General features: G+C 71.3%; 24 protein-coding genes. 12 read left to right on the top strand and 12 right to left on the bottom strand.

What is annotated here, in order from left to right; all coding sequences use genetic code 11:
• Nucleotide 1: 1 nt before the first annotated feature.
• Nucleotides 2-952: a hypothetical protein gene (locus G3I78_RS24650; RefSeq protein ID WP_164428181.1), complete on the bottom strand. Its 951-nt coding sequence runs from the start codon at nt 950-952 to the stop codon at nt 2-4.
• A 446-nt stretch (nt 953-1398) separates the two neighbouring features.
• On the opposite strand from G3I78_RS24650, the gene G3I78_RS24645 reads away from it, so the two are divergent.
• Together G3I78_RS24645 and G3I78_RS24640 are read left to right on the top strand one after the other, a co-directional pair.
• Nucleotides 1399-2292 (top strand): DMT family transporter, encoded by an 894-nt coding sequence (locus G3I78_RS24645; RefSeq protein ID WP_164428179.1) that lies wholly within the window; start codon nt 1399-1401, stop codon nt 2290-2292.
• 82 nt (nt 2293-2374) lie between these two features.
• On the top strand, nt 2375-2890 hold the full coding sequence (locus tag G3I78_RS24640; protein ID WP_164428177.1) for an NUDIX domain-containing protein: 516 nt from the start codon (nt 2375-2377) through the stop codon (nt 2888-2890).
• Here the strand turns inward: G3I78_RS24640 and G3I78_RS24635 are convergent.
• Nucleotides 2865-3587: a hypothetical protein gene (locus tag G3I78_RS24635; RefSeq protein ID WP_164428175.1), complete on the bottom strand. Its 723-nt coding sequence runs from the start codon at nt 3585-3587 to the stop codon at nt 2865-2867. The two genes, G3I78_RS24640 and G3I78_RS24635, sit on opposite strands and share 26 nt — an antisense overlap.
• A 65-nt stretch (nt 3588-3652) precedes the next feature.
• Between G3I78_RS24635 and G3I78_RS24630 the strand changes: the two genes are divergently transcribed.
• Complete coding sequence (locus G3I78_RS24630) at nt 3653-4045, top strand: DUF202 domain-containing protein (protein WP_164428173.1); 393 nt, start codon at nt 3653-3655, stop codon at nt 4043-4045.
• Entirely contained in the window at nt 4042-4365 is a 324-nt protein-coding gene (locus G3I78_RS24625; RefSeq protein WP_164428171.1) for a DUF202 domain-containing protein, read from the top strand. The genes G3I78_RS24630 and G3I78_RS24625 overlap by 4 nt, the downstream gene beginning before the upstream one ends.
• Before the next feature lie 145 nt (nt 4366-4510).
• Here the strand turns inward: G3I78_RS24625 and G3I78_RS24620 are convergent, their stop codons facing one another.
• On the bottom strand, nt 4511-4753 hold the full coding sequence (locus G3I78_RS24620) for a hypothetical protein (RefSeq protein ID WP_164428169.1): 243 nt from the start codon (nt 4751-4753) through the stop codon (nt 4511-4513).
• 276 nt (nt 4754-5029) lie between these two features.
• On the opposite strand from G3I78_RS24620, the gene G3I78_RS24615 reads away from it, so the two are divergent.
• The 3 genes from G3I78_RS24615 to G3I78_RS24605 all read left to right on the top strand — a co-directional run bounded on the left by G3I78_RS24615 (nt 5030) and on the right by G3I78_RS24605 (nt 7785).
• Nucleotides 5030-5326, top strand: a complete 297-nt coding sequence (locus G3I78_RS24615; RefSeq protein ID WP_164428168.1) for a hypothetical protein — start codon at nt 5030-5032, stop codon at nt 5324-5326.
• A gap of 195 nt (nt 5327-5521) precedes the next feature.
• Nucleotides 5522-6565: a phosphotransferase family protein gene (locus G3I78_RS24610; protein WP_164428166.1), complete on the top strand. Its 1044-nt coding sequence runs from the start codon at nt 5522-5524 to the stop codon at nt 6563-6565.
• A 5-nt stretch (nt 6566-6570) separates the two neighbouring features.
• Nucleotides 6571-7785 carry an acyl-CoA dehydrogenase gene (locus G3I78_RS24605; protein WP_164428164.1) on the top strand — a complete coding sequence of 405 codons (1215 nt, stop codon included), beginning with the start codon at nt 6571-6573 and terminating at the stop codon, nt 7783-7785.
• Between the two features lie 6 nt (nt 7786-7791).
• Here the strand turns inward: G3I78_RS24605 and G3I78_RS24600 are convergent, their stop codons facing one another.
• From G3I78_RS24600 to G3I78_RS24590, 3 genes are read right to left on the bottom strand one after another with little or no spacing between them, the layout of a single operon-like run.
• Nucleotides 7792-8385: a TetR/AcrR family transcriptional regulator gene (locus G3I78_RS24600; RefSeq protein ID WP_164428162.1), complete on the bottom strand. Its 594-nt coding sequence runs from the start codon at nt 8383-8385 to the stop codon at nt 7792-7794.
• 26 nt (nt 8386-8411) lie between these two features.
• The gene (locus G3I78_RS24595; RefSeq protein ID WP_164428160.1) at nt 8412-10079 is read right to left on the bottom strand and encodes an AMP-binding protein; all 1668 of its coding nucleotides are present in this window, start codon (nt 10077-10079) and stop codon (nt 8412-8414) included.
• Nucleotides 10076-10837, bottom strand: a complete 762-nt coding sequence (locus G3I78_RS24590; protein ID WP_164428158.1) for an SDR family oxidoreductase — start codon at nt 10835-10837, stop codon at nt 10076-10078. The genes G3I78_RS24595 and G3I78_RS24590 overlap by 4 nt, the downstream gene beginning before the upstream one ends.
• Before the next feature lie 189 nt (nt 10838-11026).
• On the opposite strand from G3I78_RS24590, the gene G3I78_RS24585 reads away from it, so the two are divergent.
• On the top strand, nt 11027-12262 hold the full coding sequence (locus G3I78_RS24585; protein ID WP_164428156.1) for a DUF1343 domain-containing protein: 1236 nt from the start codon (nt 11027-11029) through the stop codon (nt 12260-12262).
• Between the two features lie 72 nt (nt 12263-12334).
• The gene (locus G3I78_RS24580; protein WP_164428154.1) at nt 12335-13648 is read left to right on the top strand and encodes a serine-threonine protein kinase; all 1314 of its coding nucleotides are present in this window, start codon (nt 12335-12337) and stop codon (nt 13646-13648) included.
• An 18-nt stretch (nt 13649-13666) separates the two neighbouring features.
• Here the strand turns inward: G3I78_RS24580 and G3I78_RS24575 are convergent, their stop codons facing one another.
• The gene (locus G3I78_RS24575) at nt 13667-16447 is read right to left on the bottom strand and encodes a penicillin acylase family protein (protein ID WP_164428152.1); all 2781 of its coding nucleotides are present in this window, start codon (nt 16445-16447) and stop codon (nt 13667-13669) included.
• A 232-nt stretch (nt 16448-16679) separates the two neighbouring features.
• Between G3I78_RS24575 and G3I78_RS24570 the strand changes: the two genes are divergently transcribed.
• Nucleotides 16680-17282 carry a hypothetical protein gene (locus G3I78_RS24570; protein ID WP_164428150.1) on the top strand — a complete coding sequence of 201 codons (603 nt, stop codon included), beginning with the start codon at nt 16680-16682 and terminating at the stop codon, nt 17280-17282.
• A gap of 74 nt (nt 17283-17356) precedes the next feature.
• Complete coding sequence (locus G3I78_RS24565) at nt 17357-18085, top strand: 3-keto-5-aminohexanoate cleavage protein (protein ID WP_164428148.1); 729 nt, start codon at nt 17357-17359, stop codon at nt 18083-18085.
• Here G3I78_RS24565 and G3I78_RS24560 read toward each other — a convergent pair.
• Together G3I78_RS24560 and soxR are read right to left on the bottom strand one after the other, a co-directional pair.
• Nucleotides 18031-18762 carry a hypothetical protein gene (locus tag G3I78_RS24560; protein ID WP_164428146.1) on the bottom strand — a complete coding sequence of 244 codons (732 nt, stop codon included), beginning with the start codon at nt 18760-18762 and terminating at the stop codon, nt 18031-18033. The genes G3I78_RS24565 and G3I78_RS24560 overlap by 55 nt on opposite strands.
• A gap of 105 nt (nt 18763-18867) precedes the next feature.
• A complete protein-coding gene (gene soxR / locus G3I78_RS24555; RefSeq protein ID WP_164428144.1) occupies nt 18868-19386 on the bottom strand; it encodes a redox-sensitive transcriptional activator SoxR in 519 nt (172 codons plus the stop codon).
• A gap of 107 nt (nt 19387-19493) precedes the next feature.
• On the opposite strand from soxR, the gene G3I78_RS24550 reads away from it, so the two are divergent.
• Entirely contained in the window at nt 19494-19955 is a 462-nt protein-coding gene (locus G3I78_RS24550; RefSeq protein WP_164428142.1) for a MaoC family dehydratase, read from the top strand.
• Between the two features lie 23 nt (nt 19956-19978).
• Here G3I78_RS24550 and G3I78_RS24545 read toward each other — a convergent pair whose 3' ends face one another.
• The 3 genes from G3I78_RS24545 to G3I78_RS24535 all read right to left on the bottom strand — a co-directional run bounded on the left by G3I78_RS24545 (nt 19979) and on the right by G3I78_RS24535 (nt 22208).
• Nucleotides 19979-20605 carry a TetR/AcrR family transcriptional regulator gene (locus tag G3I78_RS24545; RefSeq protein ID WP_164428140.1) on the bottom strand — a complete coding sequence of 209 codons (627 nt, stop codon included), beginning with the start codon at nt 20603-20605 and terminating at the stop codon, nt 19979-19981.
• A gap of 101 nt (nt 20606-20706) precedes the next feature.
• Nucleotides 20707-20994, bottom strand: coding sequence for a YiaA/YiaB family inner membrane protein (locus G3I78_RS24540; RefSeq protein WP_164428138.1), 288 nt, complete (start codon nt 20992-20994; stop codon nt 20707-20709).
• Nucleotides 20995-21053: 59 nt separating this feature from the next.
• Nucleotides 21054-22208 (bottom strand): acyl-CoA dehydrogenase family protein, encoded by a 1155-nt coding sequence (locus tag G3I78_RS24535; RefSeq protein WP_164428136.1) that lies wholly within the window; start codon nt 22206-22208, stop codon nt 21054-21056.
• Between the last annotated feature and the right edge of the window lie 2 nt (nt 22209-22210).

Raw genomic sequence — 22210 nt, 5'->3', positions numbered from 1 at the left:
GTCACACCGTGCCGAGCGCGCTGTCGCGGGCGGCACGGAAGGCGGAGTACGGCTCGCGGTCCGGATAGGACCAGGGGGCCGGGGTGGGGCGTTCGCCGATGCGGTGGAAGAGGGCGGCGGCCTCGGCGCCGCGGCCCTCGTAGACCTTCGCGTGGGCGAGGAAGTTGAGGTCGACCAGTCGGCGGGGGTGGCCCTCCTGCTCCCACTCCAGCCACCAGTCGAAGGCGGACTTCATCACCTGCCGGGCCCGGCGTCCGGTCCAGTGCCCGGAGGCGGCGGGGTCGCGGGGCTCGTGCCCGGCGGTGGCCAGGGCCCGGTAGCGCTCGGTGTGCGCGATGACCGGCAGAATCGCGAGCGGGGAGTCGGCGGGGGCCTGCTCGGCGGCCCAGTTGGCGAAGTCGTAGACCTCGTGCAGCGGGTCGGGGCCCGCCTCGGCCCGCCGCTCGGCCAGCCGGGCGACCATCAGATGGTGGGCGTGGTGGTGGTCGGCGTGGCGCTGTCTGACCTCGCCGAAGACCTCCGCGACCACGTCGGCCGCGCCGAGGTCGCGCTCCAGCAGGAGCAGCCCGAGCCACGGGGTCGGGTCGGCGGGCACGCGCCGGGCCGCGGTCCGGCAGGCCTCGCGGGCGGCGTCCGGCTTGCCCTTGCCCTGCCGGACGCGCTGGACCAGGGCGAGCGCGAGCAGTACGGCGGCGTCGGCGGAGTCCGGCTCGGCGACCAGCCAGTCCCGGGCCCAGGCGTCGCTGTGGGACTCCTCGGCCAGGACCGTGACCCGGTGGCCCCGGCGGTCCCACTCGTCCCCCGTCCGGGTGAGCAGCGCCCGCGCCGCCTGCCATCTGCCCTGCGCCAACGCGGCCCGCGCGTCGACGAGTTCGGCGTCGTCGAGAGCCGCGTCGAAGGCCTGCGCGGCGCGTTTTCGACTGCGGCCGAAGGGGGGCGGGGGTGGGGACACCGTGTGGGTTTTCCTCACGGAACGTGGTTCGTGGTGGCTGGTGCGGTGGTGACACCTGGGCCGCAGACGCGGGCAGGCCGATCACCGATACGGGCAGGTCCGAGCGCTGATTCGCACCGCCACCGGCTGATCACGCACAGCCAACCCCCCGCCAATGGTTCACGTCAAGAGTCGAAGGCGCATTACACGCGTCAACTCTCCATTCCTGAGGGGGACTTGTGACGATCTGGTGCTGATGGGAGCCGGTCAAGGCCCCACGCCTGTGGCGTACGCCATGGCGTCTCACCCGCCCGGACCCCACCATGGCGGGACGGTCCGCCCGTGCGGTGACCGAGTCGACGGCCCGAATGCGGGTACTCCCAGGGGCAGGCCGGGCGCCGGGACGCTACAGTCGGCGACTGATACCACCACCCCCGCCGTCCCGGCCGGACATCGAGGTACGCAGCGTGTCGGTTCTGGTTCTGACTCTCGCCGTGAGCGCTGCCTGCTGCCTGGGCTTCGGCTTCGTGCTCCAGCAGAACGCGGCGCGGCAGGCCCCCCTCAGCGACTTCCTCTCGCCCCGGCTGCTCCTCGACCTGATGAAGGTGCCGCGCTGGCTCGGCGGCATCGGACTCATGGTCGCCGGCATGGTGCTGGGCGCCATCGCGCTGGGCCAGGGCGAGATCTCCCTGGTCGAGCCGCTGCTCGCCACCAACCTCCTGTTCGCCCTCGCCCTCTCCCGCAAGCAGAGCAAGCAGCCGCTGGGCCGGCAGGGCTGGGCGGGGCTCGCGCTGCTCGCGGGCGGTGTGACGGCGTTCATCGTGGCGGGCGAGCCGCGCGGCGGCACCGCGGTCACCGATCCGTTCCGGCACTGGCTGATCATCGGCGCCATGATCGGCCTCGCCCTGCTGCTCACCACCTACGCCAAGCGCTCCCGGCTCAGCGCGGCCCCGGTCCTGCTCGCGCTGGCGGCCGGTCTCCTCTACGGCGTCCAGGACGCCCTCACCCGGGTCAGCGGCCAGCGTTTCTCCGAGGGCGGCCTCGTCTCCGTACTGACCGGCTGGCAGCCCTACGGCGTGCTCGTCCTCGGTGTCACGGGGCTGGTCCTGGTCCAGAGCGCCTTCGAGACCGCGCCGCTGCGGATGTCCCTGCCCGCCCTCACCGCCGCCCAGCCGCTCGCCGGGATCATCTGCGGGGTGGGCTTCCTGGGCGACCGGCTGCGCACCGACACCGCGGCGCTCACCTGGGAGGCGCTGGGGCTCGCGGCGGTCGTCACGGGCATCGTGCTGCTGGGGATGCACCCGGCGATGCCCTGTGGGGCGGCTCCGCGGGAACCTGCGCGGGATCTTCAGCCGAGTTGAGGGAGGGGCCGACGGGACCGGTGGTCGTCCCTGTACGGCTGCCGACTCCGGCATGAACGCGCACCCCTGCTTGGATGGGGACATGAGCGCTGCTGACGAGATCCTCGACATCGTCGACGAGAACGACGACGTCGTCGCACAGTCCCCTCGCGGCGAGGCCTACGCCGCGGGACTGCGCCACCGATGCGCCTTCATCCTGGCCAGGGATGCCGAGGGCCGCCTCTTCGTCCACCGCCGCACCGCCACCAAGCTGGTCTTCCCCTCGCTCTACGACATGTTCGTGGGCGGAGTGGTCGGCGCGGGCGAGTCCTACGACGACGCCGCCCTGCGGGAGGCCGAGGAGGAGCTGGGGGTGACCGGGCTCCCCCGGCCGGAGTTCCTCTTCAAGTTCCTCTACGACGACGGTGCCGGTCGCAGCTGGTGGTCCGCGGTCTACGAGGTCCGCTGCGAGCTGCCGGTGAGCCCTCAGGTGGAGGAGGTCGCCTGGCACGACTTCCTGACCGAGGACGAGGTGGAGCTGCGGCTCGGGGAGTGGGAGTGGGTGCCGGACGGGCTGGAGGCGTACGAGCGGCTCAGGGCGTACCGGTCGAGGGGGTGAGGGGGGCCGGAATTATTCGGGGGAGGCCGCCGCTGCCGCGGTCGAGCGAGCTGTCGCCACCGCCTCCGCTCAGCGGGCTGCTCCCCGGCGCGCTCCAGTACGGGCTCTCCCACAGCGGGTGGTCGAGGAACCGCTCCGCCAGGCCCGGCGCCGCGTCCGGGGCCACACCGACACCGACCAGGGCCGTGGAGATCCGTACCAGCGCCTCCTCCACCGGGGTGTCCGCGTCGCCGTAGGCAGGCAGCAGCAGGAGGAGCCGCAGGTCCGGGTCGCGCACTCCCTCGCCGTCCGCCGGGACCTCGTCGGCCAGGGTGAGCAGGTCGGGCCAGGAGAAGGCCGGGCCGCTGAAGTGCCCGTCGATCGAAGCCAGTTGCCGCTCGCGGGAGAGGGCCTGGTCGGTCAGGAGGTAGTCCGTGCCGGCGTCGTCAGGGAAGTTGCGGTGCACGATCCACAGCACGCGCCCCTCGGGCAGCGGGATCCGGTACGCCGGCCACACCGATGTCGCGTCCCACAGCGCCTCCGCCGCCGCGTCCATGTCCGCCGCGTCCGCGCCGAAGAGCTCGGGCTCAGGGACCGGCTCGCCCCGGACCGCGCCGAGGTAGGCGGGCCAGAACCCGGGCAGGCCGAGCAGGCGCTCGGCCGGGGCGATGCCGTGCCCGGGCATCGCGTACCCGGCCAGTGACGTGGGAACATCCATGCCCGAAACCGTAACGGCCAGCACTGACAACGCCCTTCGACAGCCGGGCCGATAGGCTCGTGCGCGTGATCGATTTCGCACGGAACGTCCGCGTCTGGTTCGCCCCCGAGGAGGTCCGGCAGGAGGGCAGCACCCCCGACTACCGGTTCTCGCTGGCCAACGAACGCACCTTCCTGGCCTGGCTGCGCACCGCCCTCGCCCTGATCGGCGGCGGCTTCGCGGTCGACCAGTTCCTGCCGGACCTGCGCTGGGGCTGGCGGGTCGGGCTGGCGCTCGCGCTGCTCGCGGCCGGGGTGCTGTGCTCGTTGCGGGCGGTCAACCACTGGGTGCGGTGCGAGCGGGCGATGCGGCGGGGCGAGGATCTGCCGACGTCACGGTTCCCGGCGCTGCTGGGTGTGGTGGTCGCGGTGGTGGCCGTGGCGATGGTCGTCGTGGTGCTCGCCGGGTGGGAAGGGTGAGCGCGGACGCGGTCTCCGAGCGCGACCCGGGTCTCCAGCCCGAACGCACCCGGCTCGCGTGGCGCCGTACGACCCTCTCGGGCACCATCTCCGCCGTGCTCGCCGTGAAGACGGCCCTGCACGGCGGCCCGTCCCCCGCGTCCCTGGTCGGCTGCGCCCTGTGCTGCGCCCTCTGGCTGGGGTTCCTCTACCTCGCCCACCACCGCATCCAGGCCCTGACCTCCCCCACCCCGCCCCCACGCCTCACTCCGAGACACGCCACGGCCGCGGTGCTGTGCACGGTGGCGATGGCGGTGTGCGGGGCGGCGCTGGTGTTCTGAGCGACGGCGGTGTGCGGGACGGCGCTGGTGTTCTGAGCGACGGCGGCGTGCAGGACGGCGCTGGTGTTCTGAGCGACGACACCGGGTGACCGGAGGGGCAGAAGCCCAGCGGATTGCGCGCCGGGGCAGCACGGGCCCGGCACGCTCACCGAGACTTCGGCGGATCGGCCGGGCGCCCCGCCGCGGCGTCCTCGCAGCCTTCCCTCCACTGCCGGGACGGTTCCCGTCCGTCCGGTGTCTCGTACTCCGCGCACACGGTCGATTCGTGCCGGCCGGCTTTGTAGCCCTCCTCGTACTGCTGCTGGTATCTGCCCTTGCAGCCGGATACGAGCAGCAGTACGAGGAGGGCTGCCACGCACCCCTTCACATGCTTGGCTCCGTCGTCCATACGGCTCACCCTTCCAGAGCGGCCGGCCACCGGGGCGGGTTCGCCGAACGGCGAGACGGCCGTCTCGGCCGCCCCGGCCCCGCCGCTCCCCGCCGAGCGCCCCACGCCTCCCCGCCGTACCGTCGAGAAAGGGAGCCCCGACACTCACCCCGCACCACGCCCGCTCCTCCGTACGACACCCGCCCCTCCGCGCCACACGCCCCGAATCACCCGAAACATCCCCCACCCATGGCACCCTGTCCGACGTCACCACCCGTCGCTTCGAAGGTGAGCCCCATGACCACCCTCCACCACGAACACGCCGCCCACACCCACGCGCACGGCCCGGACTGCGGTCACACCGAGGTGCCGCACGAGGACCATGTCGACTACGCGCACGACGGGCATCTGCACCGCGCGCACGAGGGGCACTGGGACGAGTGCGAGCCCGGTGGGCATGTGTCGCACGAGGGGCACGAGCACCAGCACGGCCAGGACTGCGGACACGAGAGCGTGCTGCACGGCGACCACGTCGACTACCTGCACGACGGCCACCGGCACGCCTCCCACGAGGGCCACTGGGACGACCACTGACCTGAGAGGGCCTGAGAGGGCCCGAGACGGCCTGAGTCAGAGGCACCGAGAACACCACCGACAGCTCCCCGCCGCACCCGGCGGGGAGCTGTCGGCCTATCGTGGGCCGGATCACGTTCCCCTCCCCCCTCTGGACGACATACCGACCAGTCGGCATGATGGTCGGAACCGTTCACGCGCGCGTAAGGAGCCCCGATGAGCCCCGACCATCCGCCAGGACTCGATCTCGACCGGCTGCGCGGCCTGCTCGACCGCGAGCGGCCCGGCCTGGTGCACGGCCCCCTGACCGGCCGGCTGATCGAGGGCGGACGGTCGAACCTCACGTACGCGGTGTCGGACGGCACGTCGAAGTGGGTCGTACGACGTCCCCCGCTCGGCCATGTCCTGGCCACCGCGCACGACATGAAGCGCGAGCACCGGGTGATCAGCGCCCTGCACCCCACGGACGTACCGGTGCCCAAGCCGGTCCTGCTGTGCGAGGACCCCGAGAACGAGGCGGCGCCCGGGGCGCCGTTCTACGTCATGGAGTTCGTCGAGGGCACCCCGTACCGCACCGCCGAGCAGCTCGCCCCCCTCGGCGCGCAGCGCACCCGGGACGCCGTGCTGGCCCTCGTGGACACCCTCGTCGAGCTGCACGCCGTGGACCCCGCCGAGGTGGGCCTCGCGGACTTCGGGCGCCCCGAGGGCTTCCTGGACCGCCAGCTGCGCCGCTGGGGCAAGCAGCTGGACGCCTCCCGCAACCGCGACCTGGCCGGCATCGACGAGCTGCACGCGACGCTCGGCCGCCGCCTGCCGCAGTCCCCCGCCGCGACCGTCGTGCACGGCGACTACCGGCTCGACAACGTCCTCATGGGCGACGACGACTGCATCAAGGCGATCCTCGACTGGGAGATGTCGACCCTCGGCGACCCGCTCACCGACCTCGGCCTGCTGGTGATGTACAGCCTGCCGCTCGGCACACCCGACTCCCCGGTCTCCACGACCGCCGAGGCGGCGGGCCACCCGGACCCGGCCGAACTGGTCGCGCGGTACGCCGAGCGCTCCGGGCGGGACGTGTCGGCGGTGTCCTGGTACACGGCGTTCGCGTGGTTCAAGCTCGCCGTGATCCTGGAGGGCATCCACTACCGCTACACCCTGGGCCAGACGGTGGGCCGCGGCTTCGACCGCATCGGCGACCTGGTCCCGGTCTTCATCCAGCACGGTCTGACCACTCTTCAAGACGGCATCCAGGAAGGCTGATCCGCATGGACTTCGCGTTCGACGCACGCACCGAGGAACTGCGCTCCAGGCTGCTCGCCTTCATGGACGAGCACGTCTACCCCGCCGAGGCGGTCGCGGAGGAGCAGCGCGCCGAGCTGGCCTCGCCGTGGGACACCCCGGCCGTGGTGGAGGAGCTGAAGGCGGAGGCGCGCAGGCAGGGCCTGTGGAACCTCTTCCTGCCCGACTCCGAGTACGGCGCCGGGCTCACCAACCTCCAGTACGCGCCCCTGGCCGAGATCACCGGCCGCTCCCCGCAGCTCGCGCCCACCGCGCTGAACTGCTCGGCGCCGGACACCGGCAACATGGAGGTGCTGAGCCAGTTCGGCGACGAGCAGCAGAAGAAGCAGTGGCTGGAGCCGCTGCTCGCCGGTGAGATCCGCTCGGCGTTCGCGATGACCGAGCCGGAGGTGGCCTCCTCGGACGCCACCAACATCACGACGTACATCGAGCGGGAGGGCGACGAATACGTCGTCACGGGCCGCAAGTGGTACATCTCCGGGGCGATGAACCCGGACTGCAAGATCTTCATCGTGATGGGCAAGACGGACCCGGACGGCGCGGACATCCGGCGCCAGCAGTCCATGATCCTGGTGCCCCGCGACACCCCGGGCGTCACCGTCAAGCGCGCGATGCGGGTCTTCGGCTACGAGGACCACTACCACGGCGGCCACGCCGAGGTGATCTTCGACCACGCGCGCGTACCGGCCGCCAACCTGATCGGCGAGGAGGGCGGCGGCTTCGCCATCGCCCAGGCCCGGCTCGGCCCGGGCCGTATCCACCACTGCATGCGGCTGATCGGCATGGCCGAGCGGGCGATCGAGCTGATGTGCAGGCGGGCCGTCTCCCGTGACGCCTTCGGCAAGGCGCTGGCCCAGCAGGGCGTGGTGCACAACTGGATCGCCGACGCGCGCGTGACCGTCGAGCAGCTGCGGCTGCTGGTCCTGAAGACGGCCTGGCTGATGGACACGGTCGGCAACCGGGGCGCCCACACCGAGATCCAGTCCATCAAGATCGCCACGCCCCGCGCGGTCGTCGACATCATCGACCGGGCGATCCAGTTGCACGGCGCCGGCGGTGTCAGCCAGGACTTCCCGCTGGCCGAGCTCTACGCCGGCGCCCGCACCCTGATGATCGCGGACGGCCCGGACGAGGTGCACCAGCGGTCGCTGGCCCGGCGCGAGCTGAAGAAGTACCTGTAGGGGCCCTTACGGCCGCAGAGCCCGCAGCAGCAGGTCGGCCAGCTGGTCGGCCACCTCCTGCGGGCTCATCGGTCCGTCCGGGCGGTACCAGGTGGACAGGTGGTGGACGGACCCGAAGTGGTAGTCCACCACCAGGTCGGCCGGGGTCGCCGCGGAGAAGACGCCCGTGGACTGCCCCTCCTCGATGAGCGCCCGGAACCGCTCGTGGTACTTGCGGCGCTCGGCGCGCACCTGCTTGTTCTTCTCCGGGCTCAGGTGGTGCATGGACCGGAAGAAGATCATCGCGTCGTCGAGGTTCTCGATCGTGGTGACCACGACGTCGGCGGCCGCCGCCCGCAGCCGCTTCTCGATCGGCTCGTCGGCGTTCGCGAGCGCGTCGAGCCGCTCCTGCTGGACGCGCAGCACGCGCGCGTACACCTCGTGCAGGAGGTCGTCCTTGGAGCCGAAGTAGTGGTACAGCGCACCCTTGGTGACGCCGGCCGCCTCGACGATCTCCTGCACGGAGGTGCGGTCGTAGCCCTGCTCGGCGAAGAGCCGGGTGGCGGCGGCCAGCAGCCGCTGTGGGACGGGCGTACCGTCTCCGTCCGTCGTCCTGGGCACTGTGCCGCCACCTGCCTTCCGAGAGGTCATTCGCTGCCTTGCGGTCGGGAACGCAGTTCCCGACGGAGGATCTTCCCACTTGCCGTCTTGGGCAAGTCGGGCAGGATCTCCACGTGCCGCGGGTATTTGTAAGCGGCCAGTCTCTCCTTGCAGTACGCGGCGAGTGCGTCGGGGTCGGTTTCGGCACCCGGACGGAGGCTGATGTACGCCTTGACGGTCTCCCCGCGGTACCCGTCGGGCACCCCGACGACGGCCGCCTCGCGCACCGCGGGATGCGTGTACAGCACGTCCTCGACCTCGCGCGGCCACACCTTGAAGCCGGACGCGTTGATCATGTCCTTCTTGCGGTCCACGACGTACAGCCAGCCCTGCGGGTCCATGAACCCGATGTCACCCGTGCGCAGCTCGCCGTCCGGGAAGGTCTCGGCGGTCGCGTCGGGCCGCCGCCAGTATCCGGGCACGACCTGCGGTCCCCGTACGACGATCTCGCCCTGCTGCCCGAAGGGCACCTCGGCGCCCTGGTCGTCCACGATCCGTACGACCGTCTCGGGCCCCGGCACGCCCACCGCCAGCGTCCCGGACACCGGGTCGACGGGCGCCTCCAGCTGGGGCGGCACGGAGGCGCAGGGCGCGCTGCACTCGGTGAGCCCGTAGCCGTTGCGGATGTACGGCCCGAAGCCGGCCCGGAACTTCTCGACCAGGGCGGGCGGCAGCGGGGCCCCGCCGGAGGAGATGTTGACGAAGGACGAGAAGTGCTCGGGGGTGACGTCCGGGTGGGCGGCCAGCGCCATGAAGGCGGTCGAGGGGCCGACCGTGTAGTGCGGCCGGTGCTCGGCGAACGCGGCCAGTACCACGCCTGCCTCGAAGCGGTACGCCAGCACGAGCGTGCCCACGCTGTTCAGACACGCCCCGAGCTGGCAGACCATCCCGGTGATGTGGAACAGCGGCGCGAGCGCGAAGTACACGGGCGCCTCGGGCAGTCCGAGCCCGGTCCGCTGCCGCTCGGCGTTGTACATGATGTTGCCGTGCGTGTTGGTGGCGCCCTTGGGGGTACCGCTGGTGCCGGAGGTGTAGCTGATCAGCGCGATGTCCGCGGGTGCGGGGTCCCGCCCCTCGGGCGCCTTGTGCCCGGCACGCGCGACCGCGACCAGGTCGTCGGCGTCCTCGGCCCGCGGCAGCCGCTCGAAGGTGAGCACGCGCGCGTCGCCGTGGGTCTGGAAATCCAACTCGCACCCGGTGAGGGCGATCCGCACCGGTGAGTCGGCCGCCGTCTCGCGCAGATACGACTCCCAGGCCCGGTCGGAACAGATCAGCGCGGCCACCTCGCCGTCCCGCAGCACATGCCCGACCTCGCCCGACTTGTACATGGGGTTGACGGGGACGACGGTCGCGCCCGCCTTCCAGGCGCCGAGCAGCGCGAGCACGAAGAGCGGGGAGTTCTGCAGCAGGACCGCCACCCGGTCCCCGCGCTCAAGGCCGCGCGCGGCGAGATGTCCGGCGACGGAGTCGCTGAGTTCGTCGACCTCGCGGTAGCTGAGCCGCCTGTCGAAGTAGGCCAGGAAGGGCCGCTCGGGCGCCTCACCGACGGCCCGCCGCAGCGCGTGCACGAGGGAGTCGTCGGGCGCGATCGGACCGCGCTGAGCCTCACTGAGCAGCGCCACCCACGGCTTGGCCGCGTACAGGGAGTCGGTCATCGCACGTCCTCCCACTTCTGCTGGAGGTGGTTCATCCCGGCGAGCCACCGGTCGGGCTGGGCGGCCCGCGCCTGGTAGTACTCGGCGACCTCCGGATGCGGCAGGATCAGGAACCGGTCCTCCGCCATCCCCCGGAACAGCGCCTCGGCCACGTCCTCCGGCTCCACGGCGGTCGGCTTGAGCACCAGGTCCCCCGCGCTCCCGGTCGCGGCGAGCATGTCGGTGCGCACGCCCTGCGGACAGATCGCGTGCACCTTGATCCCCCGGTGCCGGTACGTCAGCGACAGGTACTCGGCGAAGGCGAGCGCCCCGTGCTTGGTGACGGCGTAGGGGGCGGCCCCAATCATGGTCAGCAGTCCGGCCGCGGAGACGGTCGACACGAACCGCCCGCTCCCCCGCTCCAGCCACGCGGGCAGCAGCGCGTGCGCGGCCCGCACATGAGCCATGACGTTGACGTCCCAAGAGGCGGCCCAGGCGCTCTCGTCGAGCGAGTCGCCTCCGAAGGCGACACCGGCGTTGGCGCAGTAGACGTCGACGGTCCCGCCGAGGGCGTCGAGCGCATCGGACACCACCGAGGAGGCATCCCCGGCGACGGCGATCCCCCCGATCGCCTCGGCGACGGCCTTCGCCCGCCCGGCATCGAGGTCGTTGACGACGACCCGAGCCCCTTCCGCAGCAAACCGCCGCGCGAGCGCGGCCCCGATGCCACCTCCCGCTCCGGTCACAACCACTCCGGCGTCGTGCAGGGCTTCCACCATCGGTCTCCTTCGACTACGGCTCGACTGCACAGCCAGACTAACCGGTCGGTATGTTCAAGGAAAGGGTGAGCGGATCGCCCCGTCAGGGGCGCGGGGCTGTATCGATGTGCGGCTCCGCCGCGTGGGCGCGACAAGCCACGAATCACCCGCAGCTTCCCCGCACCCCGCGGGAGCAATACCGTGCCCCCCATGCGCCTATCCAGACGAGCCCTCCTCGCAGCGACCACGGCAGCAGCCTCACTCACCTCGGCCCCACCGGCCTCCGCCGCCCGGCCCAGCCGCAGGCGAACCGGTTTCGAGAACCTCGCCGCATCCGGATACGCCCAGCTCAGCGGCGAGCGTATCGGCATCGTCACCAACCCCACCGGCGTGACCCGGGACGTCCGCCACATCGTCGACGTGATGCACACCGACCCCCGCGTGAAGCTGACCGCCGTCTTCGGCCCGGAACACGGCTTCCGGGGCACCGCACAGGCAGGCGGCTCCGAGGGCCGCTACGACGACCCCGCCACCGGCCTCCCCGTCTACGACACGTACCTGAAGAGCGGGCAGCCCCTCGCCGACATCTTCACCGCCTCCGCCGTGGACACGGTCGTCTTCGACATCCAGGACGTCGGCGCCCGCTTCTACACCTACATCTGGACCCTGTACGACTGCATGGAGGCGGCCCAGCTCGCCGGCAAGCGCTTCGTCGTCCTGGACCGCCCGAACCCCGTCACCGGCCGCGCGGCCCAAGGCCCGGTCCTGCACAGGGAGTTCGCGACCTTCGTGGGCAGGCAGCCGATCTCCCAGGCGCACGGCATGACCGTCGCGGAACTGGCCAGGCTCTTCAACGGCGAGTTCCTGACCACGCCCGTCCCCCTGGACACGGTCCTGATGACGGGCTGGAAGCGCTCCGAGTTCTACGACGCCTGGGACCTGCCCTGGGTCCCGCCAAGCCCGAACATGCCGACCCCCGACACGGCACTCGTGTACTCCGGCACCTGTCTCTTCGAGGGCACGAACCTCTCCGAGGGACGCGGCACCACCCGCCCCTTCGAACTGCTCGGCGCGGAGGGCATCGACGCCCGCTGGGCCGCCGCCGCGAACGAACTCGGCCTGCCCGGCGTGCACTTCAGGGAGGCCTACTTCGCGCCGACCTTCTCCAAGTTCCAGGGCAAGACCGTCGGCGGGGTGCAGATCCACGTCCACGACAAGGCCGCGTACGACCCGGTCCGCACCGGGGTCGCCCTGCTCGTGACCGCCAGGAAGACCTGGTCCGGCTTCGGTTGGCGCGCGGACAACTGGATCGACAGGCTCACCGGCTCGACCCTGGTCCGCACGATGGTCGACGCCGGTGCGAGCGCCGACGAGGTCGTGGCCGGCTGGCGGGACGAACTGTCGGCGTTCCGGCGGATTCGAAAGAATTACCTGCTCTACGGATGAGCCATGACGTATGGCCAACTTCGCCCCGCAGTAGGACGATGCGCACCACTACGGGGGACGAGGGGGCCTGTCATGGCGGATCAGGCGATGAGCGTGACGCCGTACTGGGAGCTGACGTTCGACGCGGACGGGGACCCTGACCCCGGTCGGCGGGACCGGCTGCTCGCCCAGGTGGCCGGGCGGGGCGTCGAGGACCTGGTCGTCTTCTCGCACGGCTGGAACAGCGACCGTTCGGGGGCGACCCGGCTCTACAGCCGCTTCTTCGAGCCGTTCCCCGCGCTCGCGCCCACGGCGAAGCTCGGGTACGTGGGGGTCGTATGGCCGTCGATGCGGTTCTGCGACGAACCGATCCCGGACTTCCCGCGGGCGGTGGCCGCCGAGCTGCCGCCGCGTCCGGCGCTGGACAAGGACACCCGGCACGCGCTGCTCGAGACCTTCCCCGGCCGGGCCACCGTCGTCGACCAGTTGGCCCGGCTACTGGACCAACAGCCGCGGGAGGAAGCCGAGTTGGAGGAGTTCGGGCGGCTGGTGCGGCTGCTGGTGGAGGTCGTGCCGCCGGGGCCGCAGGCGCTGTTCGCGGCGGACACGCTGGCGGAGGGGGTGCCGCAGGACGAGCCGGAGATCCTCGCCGGGTCGACGGCGGCGCTGTGCGAGGAGTTCGCGGGGGCGCTGGCGCGTCTCGAATCGCCGGGCGGCGCCGAGGGGTTCGCGATCCCCAACCCCTGGGACGGGGCGCACGAACTGCTGCGGCAGGGGACGTACTACGCGATGAAGCGGCGGGCGGGCACGGTCGGTGAGCGTGGGCTCGGCCGGGTGATCGGGCAGCTCGCGAAGGCGGCGCCCGGGGTGCGGGTGCATCTCGTGGGGCACAGCTTCGGCGGGCGGCTGGTGTCGTTCGCGCTGCGCGGGCTGCCGGAGGGGGTGCGGACGGTCAAGTCCGTCACGCTGCTCCAAGGGGCCTTCTCGCACTACGCGTTCGCGACCCGGCTGCCGCACGACGCCCGGGCGGGAGGCGTGCTCCAGGGGCAGCAGAACCGGATCGACGGGCCGCTGGTGTGCTGCTACTCCAGCCATGACCAGGCCCTCGGCACGATGTATCCGCTGGCGTCCCGCATGGCGGGCGACGCCCAGGGGGTCGCGGAGTTCGGCGTCGGGCAGGTGCTGGGCGCCAAGTGGGGTGCGATGGGCCACGACGGCGTGCAGGCGGTGCCCGGCACGCCGTCCCTGAAGCTCGCCGACGCCCTGAGGAGACTTCCCGCGAAGGGCTGTGTGAACGTCGACGCGGCCGCCGTGGTCAGACGTGGCGGGGCGCCCGCCGGGGCGCACAGCGACATCGTCCACCGCGAGCTGGCCCAACTGGTGCTGGCGGCGGGCCGTGTGCACTGACCCGCCGCCGTTGTCGGCTCACCGGTGCGAGGTGAACTCCACCACCTGCTGGAAGGTCGGGCGGTTCTGCCAGCTGATGTTGTAGTGCTTGATGCCGCCGAGCGTGCGCTGCACGATCGAGTCGGCGCACCACTGGTCGCCCGCCGAGCACAGGGTGTCGCCCGGGTAGACCTGGGCCGCCGTCTTGCCGGCCGCGGTCTTCAGAGTGCTGATGAGGATGTCCCGGCAGGCGCTGAGGCTGCCGCCGCCGCAGTACTCATTGGCCAGCGGCCCCTGCACGTTCTCCCCGAGGACCGCGCGGACGTCCTTGTCGACATAGCTCCACCAGCCGTACTGGAAGGAGCTGCCCGCGTGGGCGCCGGTGGGACCGTGTGCCGCCGAAGGGGACTCGTCGACGGACAGGTTGGCCTGGAGGGCGGTGTACAGGTCGGTGCCGAGGCCCGGTTCGAAGATGCCCTTGGCCAGCAGGGGCCACCACGCGTCCAGGATGCGGATCGCATCGGCGTCGGCGTACTTCTTCGAACCCGCCGAGGTCTCGGTGCGCTTGCCGCCGTTCGTCAGCCAGGTCTGGAGCTTGGTGACCGCCGCCGCTGCCGTGGAGTCGGTGACCGTCGAGCTGTTGACCACCTTGAGCAGGTCCGGCAGGACGTCCTCCGCGCGCAGGTCGGTGAGAGAAGCGTCGGCCATGGCCTTCACCAGCGAGGCCCGGGTGACCCCGCCCGCGGCGACCAGCTTCTTGACCCGGTCCTCAAGCAGGTTGCCGCGGTGCACGGAACCGTCTCCCCAGGACGCCGTCGAGTAGTCGAGCGCCTGTTTGTTGTTCCAGGAGATGTAGTAGTCCTGGTCGATGGAGTTGGGGTGCGCGGAGGCCGGGGTGTAGTCGGCGGTGTTGGTCGCCGGGTCCCAGTTCTTCCACTCGTACGCCGACTGCGCCCACACCGGGAACTCCGCGTCGACTCCGCTCGCGCGCACCGGGTTGTCGCCGCTGTTGTAGTACGCGGTGTGCGTGGAGTCGGCGTAGAACCAGTTGAAGGTGTAGTTGATGTGCTGCACCGCGCTCTGGAAGGTCTGCGGGCTCTTGACGTAGTCGGGGTCGTTCAGCATCTGGAAGCCGATAATCGAGTCGGCCTCGTGCATGTAGGAGGAGCGCAGGGTGGTGTAGGCGACCTTCTTGCCGCCGACGGTCGCGCGGTATTCGACGGGTCCGTACTTCGTGCGCCAGACCCTCATCGTGTACGACCCCGCGGCGGTGCCGTCGGCCGTGGTCGGGGTCCAGGAGTTCTTCTGCTCGATCTTGTCCATGGCCGTGCAGGTGCCGTGGTACAGGTAGTGGTAGTCGTCCTGGCACAGCTCGACGGCGTAGCTGTCGATGATGTCCTGGCCGGAGGTCGTGGCGGACCACGCGTAGTCCTGGCCGCGGCCGAGTTCGACGTACATGCTCAGGCCCGCGAAGGAGGCGCCGCGGGCGCTGATGCCGGGGCCCTGGATCTCCTGGAGCATGAGGAGCTGGGGGGCGAAGTAGCCGGTCTGGGGTCCGAAGACGGCGACCGGGTGGCCGCTGGCGGTGTACTTGCCGCTGACGACGAGGGCGTTGGACATCCCGCGCTTGGCGGAGCTGAGGGCGTTCGCGGTCGCCGTGGCGGAGGCCGCGCTCGCGCTCTGGTCGGCTCCGGTGCCCGACGGGTCGTAGACCAGGGGCTCGGTGGTCACCGAACCGGCGTCGGGCAGCGCCTCGCCCTGCGCGTCGGCGGGCTTGGTGGCGTACGGGAAGCTCTCGCCGTTGTGGACGGTGAGGACGGCCTCGGGGTCGTTGCGCTCGCGGAAGGACTCCCAGACCTCGGTGCCCTTCGTCACGCCGTACTGCTCCTGGGCGGCCATCAGCGAGATCGCGTTGTTGACCTCGCCGCCGCCCCCGGAGCCGAAGAGGGCGCCGATGACGGAGGCCAGCGCGACCAGGTCGGTGAGCTTGAAGTGGTCGATGGTGCCGGCGTTGGTGACCGAGTCCTTGTGGCCGGTCAGGACGTACTCGCCGGGGAAGTAGCGGCCGCTGTCGGAGGCGTCGATGTAGGAGTTGATGCCGGCGATGTAGGCGTTGGCGTCGGCGAGGGCCTGCTGGCCGCGGGCGCCGGCGTTCGCGACGGCGTTGTCGATCTGCGCCTGGAGGTCGGCCTCGCTGTAGGGCGCGTTGCGCCAGAACTGCTGCTCCAGGCCCTGGTTGGAGGCGGCGCCGCCGGCGAAGTTGGTCAGCTGGCCGCGGCCTACGTGCCGGAAGACGTCCATCAGCCACAGCCGGTCCTGGGCGGCCGCATAGCCCGCCCCGAACTCGGTGCCGTATCTGGTGGTACCGGTGATGTGCGGTACGCCCGTCTTCTTGTCACGGACGATCGTCACGTCGGTGCGGCCGGCCGGGTTCAGGGTGGAGGCGACTTGATCGGATGCGACCCCGAAGGACGCGTCGTTGAAGAACGTGTTGATCGTGGCGTTGGTGAGCGTCGGGTAGCCCTTGGCCAGGTTGGCGTAGGGGCCGAGCTGGTCCTCGGCGTGGTCGGGCTGGGAGCCGAAGGCCTGGTTGAGCAGGATCTGCGCGAGGGTCGCGTTGCCGTTCTCACCGGGCGGCAGGATGTCGGAGCACTGTCCGCCGCAGTAGTCGTTGGAGGCCGCCGCCGTGGCGGTGGTCTGGGCGAGCGGGGACAAAAGACCTGCAACCAGGACGCATATGGATGCCGACTTCAGGAACCCGGAGAGTCTGCCGGGAGTTCTCAGTCTGTCAAGGAGGGTGCGCGAGTTACGCCGTGGCATGGCAGCTCCAACCGACGGGGGGTGTGCCGGGACGTTACCGCCGGTATCCCCGAGATTGAAGATGAACATGCGTCAAGTTTTGGCAGGGGTGCACGGGCTTATGGGGGGCATCGGAAATCGGATGGAGCCAAATCGCTTGTCGATACGTCTATTCGGCAACGTCGTGCGAATCCCGTACGACAACGCCGAAGTGACCGAAGTACAGGTGCAGGTGTGACGGAGGTGCAGGGCGATGGCCGGTTTCCGGAGTCTGGCGAGACAGGTGCGAGACCCGCGGTGCGATCTGGCGCTTCGGCGCTACTCGCTGCGCAAGTGCCTTGAGCGGTTCGCTCCTTACGGGCACAGGGCAACCTGGGACCACTTGAGTTCCCGGGCGGGTTTCGGTCCGGAGGACCGCTCCCCCGACCCAGCGCGGCTCGTGGCCGCACTGGAGGAGTTGGAGGAGGCGCGTTCGGTCTGGCTGGCCTACGAGGTCGAGTTCGCCGAGCGACGCAAGAAGGAGAAGCACGACGGGTTGCGCAGGCCGGGCAGTGTGGACGACTGGCACCGGCTGACCTGGGGCGGTTTCGGTGTCGCATGGTGCGACGACCCCCGGGTCCACCCCGATGAATCGCTGGCCGAGGTGCTGCGTCGGCTGATCTCCGCGCTGGAGCGCGAGCCGGGCGCGGTGTGCCCGGCGTGCGACGGGGAGCGGCTCGTCTGGAAGTACGAACTGGACCATGAGCCCTCGACCGGTCCGGTCTGCGCGGAGTGCGGAATCCTGGTGCCGCGGCCCGTGCTCACTCCCGAAGCCCTGGCGGACGCCAGGCGTGGACGGTTGCTGGTGTCGGCCTAGAGCGTGAGCGCGCCGGGGGTGCGCCGGGGATGCCGCACCCCCTGTTTGCCGGTGCCGCCTGGCACCATCGAGGAATGGTGCAGGTGTGTCTCAACGGCCCGCGCGGGGCCGCGGACGGGGTGGCGGTGCCACTCACGCCCGAGGCGATGGCCCGGTCGGCGGCCGAGGCCGTCGCGGCGGGCGCGACGGACATCCATGTCCACCCCAAGACGCCGTGCGGTCAGGACAGCCTGTCGCCGCGCGTGGTCGCGGTGACGCTGGAGGCGATCCGGGCCCGGGTGCCCGTCCCGGTCGGCGTGACCACCGGCGCCTGGGCCGAGCCCGATCCCGCCCAGCGGCTCGCCCGTGTCCGCGACTGGACCGTGCTGCCCGACCACGCCTCGGTGAACTGGCATGAGCCGGGCGCGGAGGAACTCGCCGCCGCGCTGCTCGACCTGGGGGTCGGCGTGGAGGCCGGCGTCTGGTCGGGGACCGACGGGGCGGCGAGGTTCGCGGTGTCGCCGCTGGGCCCTCGGGTGCTGCGGGTGCTGGCCGAGGTGACGGACCCGGACGCGGCGACGGCGGAGACCTCGGCGCGCGAGCTGTTGTCCGACCTGGGCACGGCACACGGCCGCCCCGTGCTGCTGCACGGCGAGGACGGCGGCGCGTGGCCGGTGCTGCGGCTGGCGGGACGCCTGGGGCTCGCGACCCGGGTGGGCCTGGAGGACATGCTGGTACTGCCGGACGGCCAACGGGCGCTGTCCAACGCTCAGTTGGTGGCCGGGGCGCTGGCCCAGTACGCGTGGGCCCAGCGCTCGTCATAGGACAGACCGAGGAGTTCGGCGCACATCGCCAGGTGCGGCTCGCCCTGGCCGCGCAGCCGGTCGGGGGCGTGGCGGGAGAGCCAGGTCCGCAGCTCGGGCACGGCGGCCTCCTCGCCATGGAGGAACCAGCCGAACGGCGAGTCGTCGACGAGCAGCTTCTCCAGCCACCAGTCGACGCACCGGGCGAGGTGCGCGTCGGCGACGGGACTCGCGTGCCAGCGGTCGAGCAGCGGGATGACCGAGCGAAGGACGGAGGCGCACAGCTCGAAGATCTCCACGATCCAGTACGGCGGTTTCGGCGTCGTGAGGATGTCCTGCCACCAGGCGAGCACGAACGCCTCCACGGCGGCGGACTGCTCGGCGGGCCAGGCACGCCAGTCGACGACGGCGAGCCCGTGGAAGCCGAGCCCGAGCGGCTCCATCTTCCCGTCGGCCAATGCCCGCGCGCCCTGCGGCAGCAGGCGGCGCATCGTGGCGGCCTGGTCGTCGAAGTGGTCGGAGACCTCAAAGGTGTACATGCGCAGCACGTCCGCCGGGACGCGGACGTGGGGCGTGCGCAGATACGCGGCCTCCTCGGGCAGGTGGCAGACTCCGCAGGCTCGCTCGCCGGGGCTGGAGCAACCGTTGAAGACCGTCTCGATGTCCGCGAGGGCCGCGTCAAGAGCGGGTGACGTCATGGGAGTTGATCCCGTCAGGACTCCGGGCGCGGTGTCGCCACCGGCCGAAGAGCGCGACGCTACCAGGCGGGCGGAGGAGGCTCCAGCGGTTTCGGCGCGCCTCACTCAACAGCGCCGCTCGGTCGTCTCCTGCCGGTGGCCGCGGCGTCCGGAGTCCGGCCGATCGCCGGCGCGCTCCACCAACAGCCGTGAACCGGTGAGGCGTTCGCCGAACACGTCGTCCGGGTTGGACAGCACACAGGTGTCGAGGGAGAGGCAGCCGCAGCCGATGCAGTCGGTGAGATGGTCACGGAGGCGGTTCAACTGCTTGATGCGCTCGTCGAGTTCGGAGCGCCACGCCTCGGAGAGCCGGGCCCAGTCCTCGCGGGTGGGGGTGCGTTCCTCGGGGAGTTCGGAGAGGGCGTCACGGATCGTGGCCAGCGGGATGCCGACGCGCTGCGCGGCCCTGACGAACGCGACCCGGCGCAGCGCGTCCCGGGAGTAGCGGCGCTGGTTTCCCGTGGTGCGGCGGCTGCTGATCAGGCCCTTGGACTCGTAGAAGTGCAGGGCGGAGACGGCGGCGCCGCTGCGGGCGGAGAGCTGGCCGACCGTGAGCTCATGGATCTTCTCGGGAATCTGGGGCACCCCTGGAACCCTACCCATGGCGTCACCCCCGTGGTCCGTTGACAGGGAGTCCCCGGCCGACCATGCTAAGCAGTCGCTTAGAAATGACATGGCGAGGAGGCCGGGACATGGCAGAGCCGAGGATCTTCACGGGCGCCGACGACCTGAAGGCGGCGGTGGGCGAGCAGCTGGGGTACACCGACTGGCTGGAGGTCGACCAGAAGCGCATCGACCTGTTCGCGGACGCCACCGGCGACCACCAGTGGATCCACGTCGACCCGGAGAAGGCCGCCGCGGGGCCCTTCGGCACGACCATCGCGCACGGCTATCTCACCCTGTCGCTGCTGCCGCTGTTCGGGCCGCAGCTGATCAAGGTCGAGAACGTGAAGATGGGCGTCAACTACGGGACGAACAAGGTGCGTTTCCCCGCGCCGGTACCCGTCGGCTCCCGTCTGCGGGCCACCGCCACGATCAACGCCGTCGACGATGTGAAGGGCGGTGTCCAGGTCACCGTCGCCTTCAGCGTGGAGCGCGAGGGCGGGGACAAGCCGGTGTGCGTGGCGGAGTCGGTCTCCCGCTACTACCTCTAACTCCCGCCACTACTTCTGAGCGGCTACTTGGCCGCCCCCACCATCCGCAGCACGAGGTCGGCGTCGAGCGCGCCGACCTCGTCGGGCGTCCAGGGGCCGTCGACGTTGAACCAGCGGGCCACGTCGATGCAGAGCGACATGACGGCGAGGGTGGTGCCCTTGACGTCGAGGACGTCGAACTCGCCGGAGGCCACGCCGTCCTCGATGATCCCGCGCACCTCGGCGTCGCACTGCCTGCGCAGGTCGAGGATCTCGGCGCGGGCGTCGGGGCCGAGGGAGTCGAGTTCGTACTGGACGACCCGGGCGGTGGTACGGCCGCCCGCGTGCCAGCGGACGAAGGAGCTGACGGCGTCCGCGAGCCGCTCGGTCGCGGTGCCCTCGCGACGGGCCGCGACCTGGAGGATCTCCAGGGCCTTGGCGTGGCCGATCCGGCTGATGCGGTGGAGCAGCTCTTCCTTGGTCTTGTAGTGGATGTACAGCGCTGCGGGGCTCATGCCCGCGCGGCCCGCGATGTCCCGGGTGGTGGTGGCGTGGTACCCACGCTCGGCGAACGCCTCCACCGCGGCGATGAGCAGCCGCCGCGCCGCGTCGGGCGTGACCTCGCCCCACGCCGCCGCGTCGCCACCGGCCGTCTCCTCCGCCGTAGTCATCGCACGCCCCTCTCCACTGTCAGAGGCACCACCATACCGCCCACCCTGAGCGAGCGCTTAGAGTCGCCGCTCAGGAGGTACGTCACCGGGCGGGCACGCGCTCACAGCTTCTCGAAGGGGTCATGCTCGGCCAGCAGCTTCTCCAGGCGGGCCTGGTCGACGCGGCTGACGATCTGGCCGGCCTCCTGACGGTCCCGGATGACCTTGGCCAGGGTGAAGGCGGAGGTCACGAGGTACAGGACGGCGATGGCGAGGAAGCCGCGCACCCAGGCGTCGGCGTCCAGGCGGAAGATGCCGACGGCGGTGGCGGCCATGGCCACGGCGAAGGAGACGACGGCCTGTCCGTAGAAGGCGGCCGTGTTCTGCTGTTTGACCGGTGTGTCACTCATGGCCAGAGTCTCGGCCCACGGTGATTCCGGCCACATCCGCTCAGCTACTCAGACGGTACTCAGAACGCCGAGACCCCCGTCAGCGCCCGCCCGATGACCAGCTTCTGGATCTGGCTCGTGCCCTCGTACAGGGTCATCACCCGTGCGTCGCGCAGCAGTTTGCCCGCCGGGTACTCGTCGATGTAGCCGTAGCCGCCGAACACCTGAAGGGCGTTGTTCGCGGCGCGCACGGCCGCCTCCGACGCGAACAGCTTCGCCTTCGAGGACTCGACGGCGAAGGGCAGTCCGCGGTCGATCAGATCCGCGACCCGCCAGGTCAGCAGCCGGGCCGCGTCCACGTCGACGGCGATGTCGCTGATCAGCTCCTGGACCAGCTGGTGCCCCGCGATCGGCTTGCCGAACTGCTCGCGCTCACCGGCGTACCGGACGGCCACGTCCAGCGCGGCCTGCGCGATGCCGACACACCCCGCCGCCACCGACATCCGCCCCTTGGCCAGCGCGGACATGGCCACCGAGAACCCCTTGCCCTCCTCGCCCAGCATCGCGGAGGCGGGCACCCGCACGCCCTCCAGGACCAGTTCGGCGGTGGCCTGACCGCGCAGGCCGAGCTTGCCGTGGACGGTGCGGCGGGTGAGGCCGGGGGTGTCGGTCGGCACCAGGAAGGCGGAGACCCCCTTGTGGCCCGGCGCGTCCGTGGACCGGGCGAACAGCAGCACCACGTCGGCCCAGGTCCCGTTCGTGATGAACATCTTGGTGCCGTCGATGACGTACTCGTCGCCCTCCCGCACCGCACGCGTGACGAGGTTGCCCGCGTCGGACCCGGTACCGGGTTCTGTGAGGCCGAAGCAGCCGACGTACTCGCCGGAGGTGAGCCCCGGCAGCCACCGCCGCTTCTGCTCCTCGCTCCCCCGGCCGGCGATCGTCTTGGCGACCAGACCGAGCGAGACGGAGACGATCCCGCGCACGGAGGAGTCACCCCGCCCGAGCTCCTCGGTGACCAGGCAGTACGCGAGGTGGTCGCCGCCCGAGCCGCCGTACTCCTCGTCGATCGTCAGCCCGAGGAACCCGACCTCGCCGAGCTTCTTCACGATCGACCGGTCGACCTCCTCGGCGCGGTCCCAGGCGACGACATGGGGAGCGATCTCACGGTCCACGAAGTCCCGCGCCAGCCGCCGGACGGCGGTCTGCTCCTCGCTGAGCCCCAGGTCGACCACGA

It is taken from the genome of Streptomyces sp. SID13726 (genome assembly GCF_010548375.1).
In the GTDB taxonomy this organism is placed as follows: domain Bacteria; phylum Actinomycetota; class Actinomycetes; order Streptomycetales; family Streptomycetaceae; genus Streptomyces.
This window is presented reverse-complemented; position numbering and strand designations above follow the sequence as displayed.

Excerpts from the sequence above, each read along its gene's own strand:
- G3I78_RS24545 (WP_164428140.1), bottom strand. The coding sequence starts at position 20,605 with ATGACTACGGCGGAGGAGACGGCCGGTGGCGACGCGGCGGCGTGGGGC.
- G3I78_RS24640 (WP_164428177.1), top strand. The coding sequence starts at position 2,375 with ATGAGCGCTGCTGACGAGATCCTCGACATCGTCGACGAGAACGACGAC.
- G3I78_RS24540 (WP_164428138.1), bottom strand. The coding sequence starts at position 20,994 with ATGAGTGACACACCGGTCAAACAGCAGAACACGGCCGCCTTCTACGGA.
- G3I78_RS24570 (WP_164428150.1), top strand. The coding sequence starts at position 16,680 with ATGGCCGGTTTCCGGAGTCTGGCGAGACAGGTGCGAGACCCGCGGTGC.
- G3I78_RS24575 (WP_164428152.1), bottom strand. The coding sequence starts at position 16,447 with ATGCCACGGCGTAACTCGCGCACCCTCCTTGACAGACTGAGAACTCCC.
- G3I78_RS24620 (WP_164428169.1), bottom strand. The coding sequence starts at position 4,753 with ATGGACGACGGAGCCAAGCATGTGAAGGGGTGCGTGGCAGCCCTCCTC.
- G3I78_RS24605 (WP_164428164.1), top strand. The coding sequence starts at position 6,571 with ATGGACTTCGCGTTCGACGCACGCACCGAGGAACTGCGCTCCAGGCTG.
- G3I78_RS24590 (WP_164428158.1), bottom strand. The coding sequence starts at position 10,837 with ATGGTGGAAGCCCTGCACGACGCCGGAGTGGTTGTGACCGGAGCGGGA.
- G3I78_RS24610 (WP_164428166.1), top strand. The coding sequence starts at position 5,522 with ATGAGCCCCGACCATCCGCCAGGACTCGATCTCGACCGGCTGCGCGGC.
- G3I78_RS24565 (WP_164428148.1), top strand. The coding sequence starts at position 17,357 with ATGGTGCAGGTGTGTCTCAACGGCCCGCGCGGGGCCGCGGACGGGGTG.
- G3I78_RS24560 (WP_164428146.1), bottom strand. The coding sequence starts at position 18,762 with ATGACGTCACCCGCTCTTGACGCGGCCCTCGCGGACATCGAGACGGTC.
- G3I78_RS24595 (WP_164428160.1), bottom strand. The coding sequence starts at position 10,079 with ATGACCGACTCCCTGTACGCGGCCAAGCCGTGGGTGGCGCTGCTCAGT.
- G3I78_RS24635 (WP_164428175.1), bottom strand. The coding sequence starts at position 3,587 with ATGGATGTTCCCACGTCACTGGCCGGGTACGCGATGCCCGGGCACGGC.
- G3I78_RS24615 (WP_164428168.1), top strand. The coding sequence starts at position 5,030 with ATGACCACCCTCCACCACGAACACGCCGCCCACACCCACGCGCACGGC.
- G3I78_RS24580 (WP_164428154.1), top strand. The coding sequence starts at position 12,335 with ATGGCGGATCAGGCGATGAGCGTGACGCCGTACTGGGAGCTGACGTTC.
- G3I78_RS24585 (WP_164428156.1), top strand. The coding sequence starts at position 11,027 with ATGCGCCTATCCAGACGAGCCCTCCTCGCAGCGACCACGGCAGCAGCC.
- G3I78_RS24550 (WP_164428142.1), top strand. The coding sequence starts at position 19,494 with ATGGCAGAGCCGAGGATCTTCACGGGCGCCGACGACCTGAAGGCGGCG.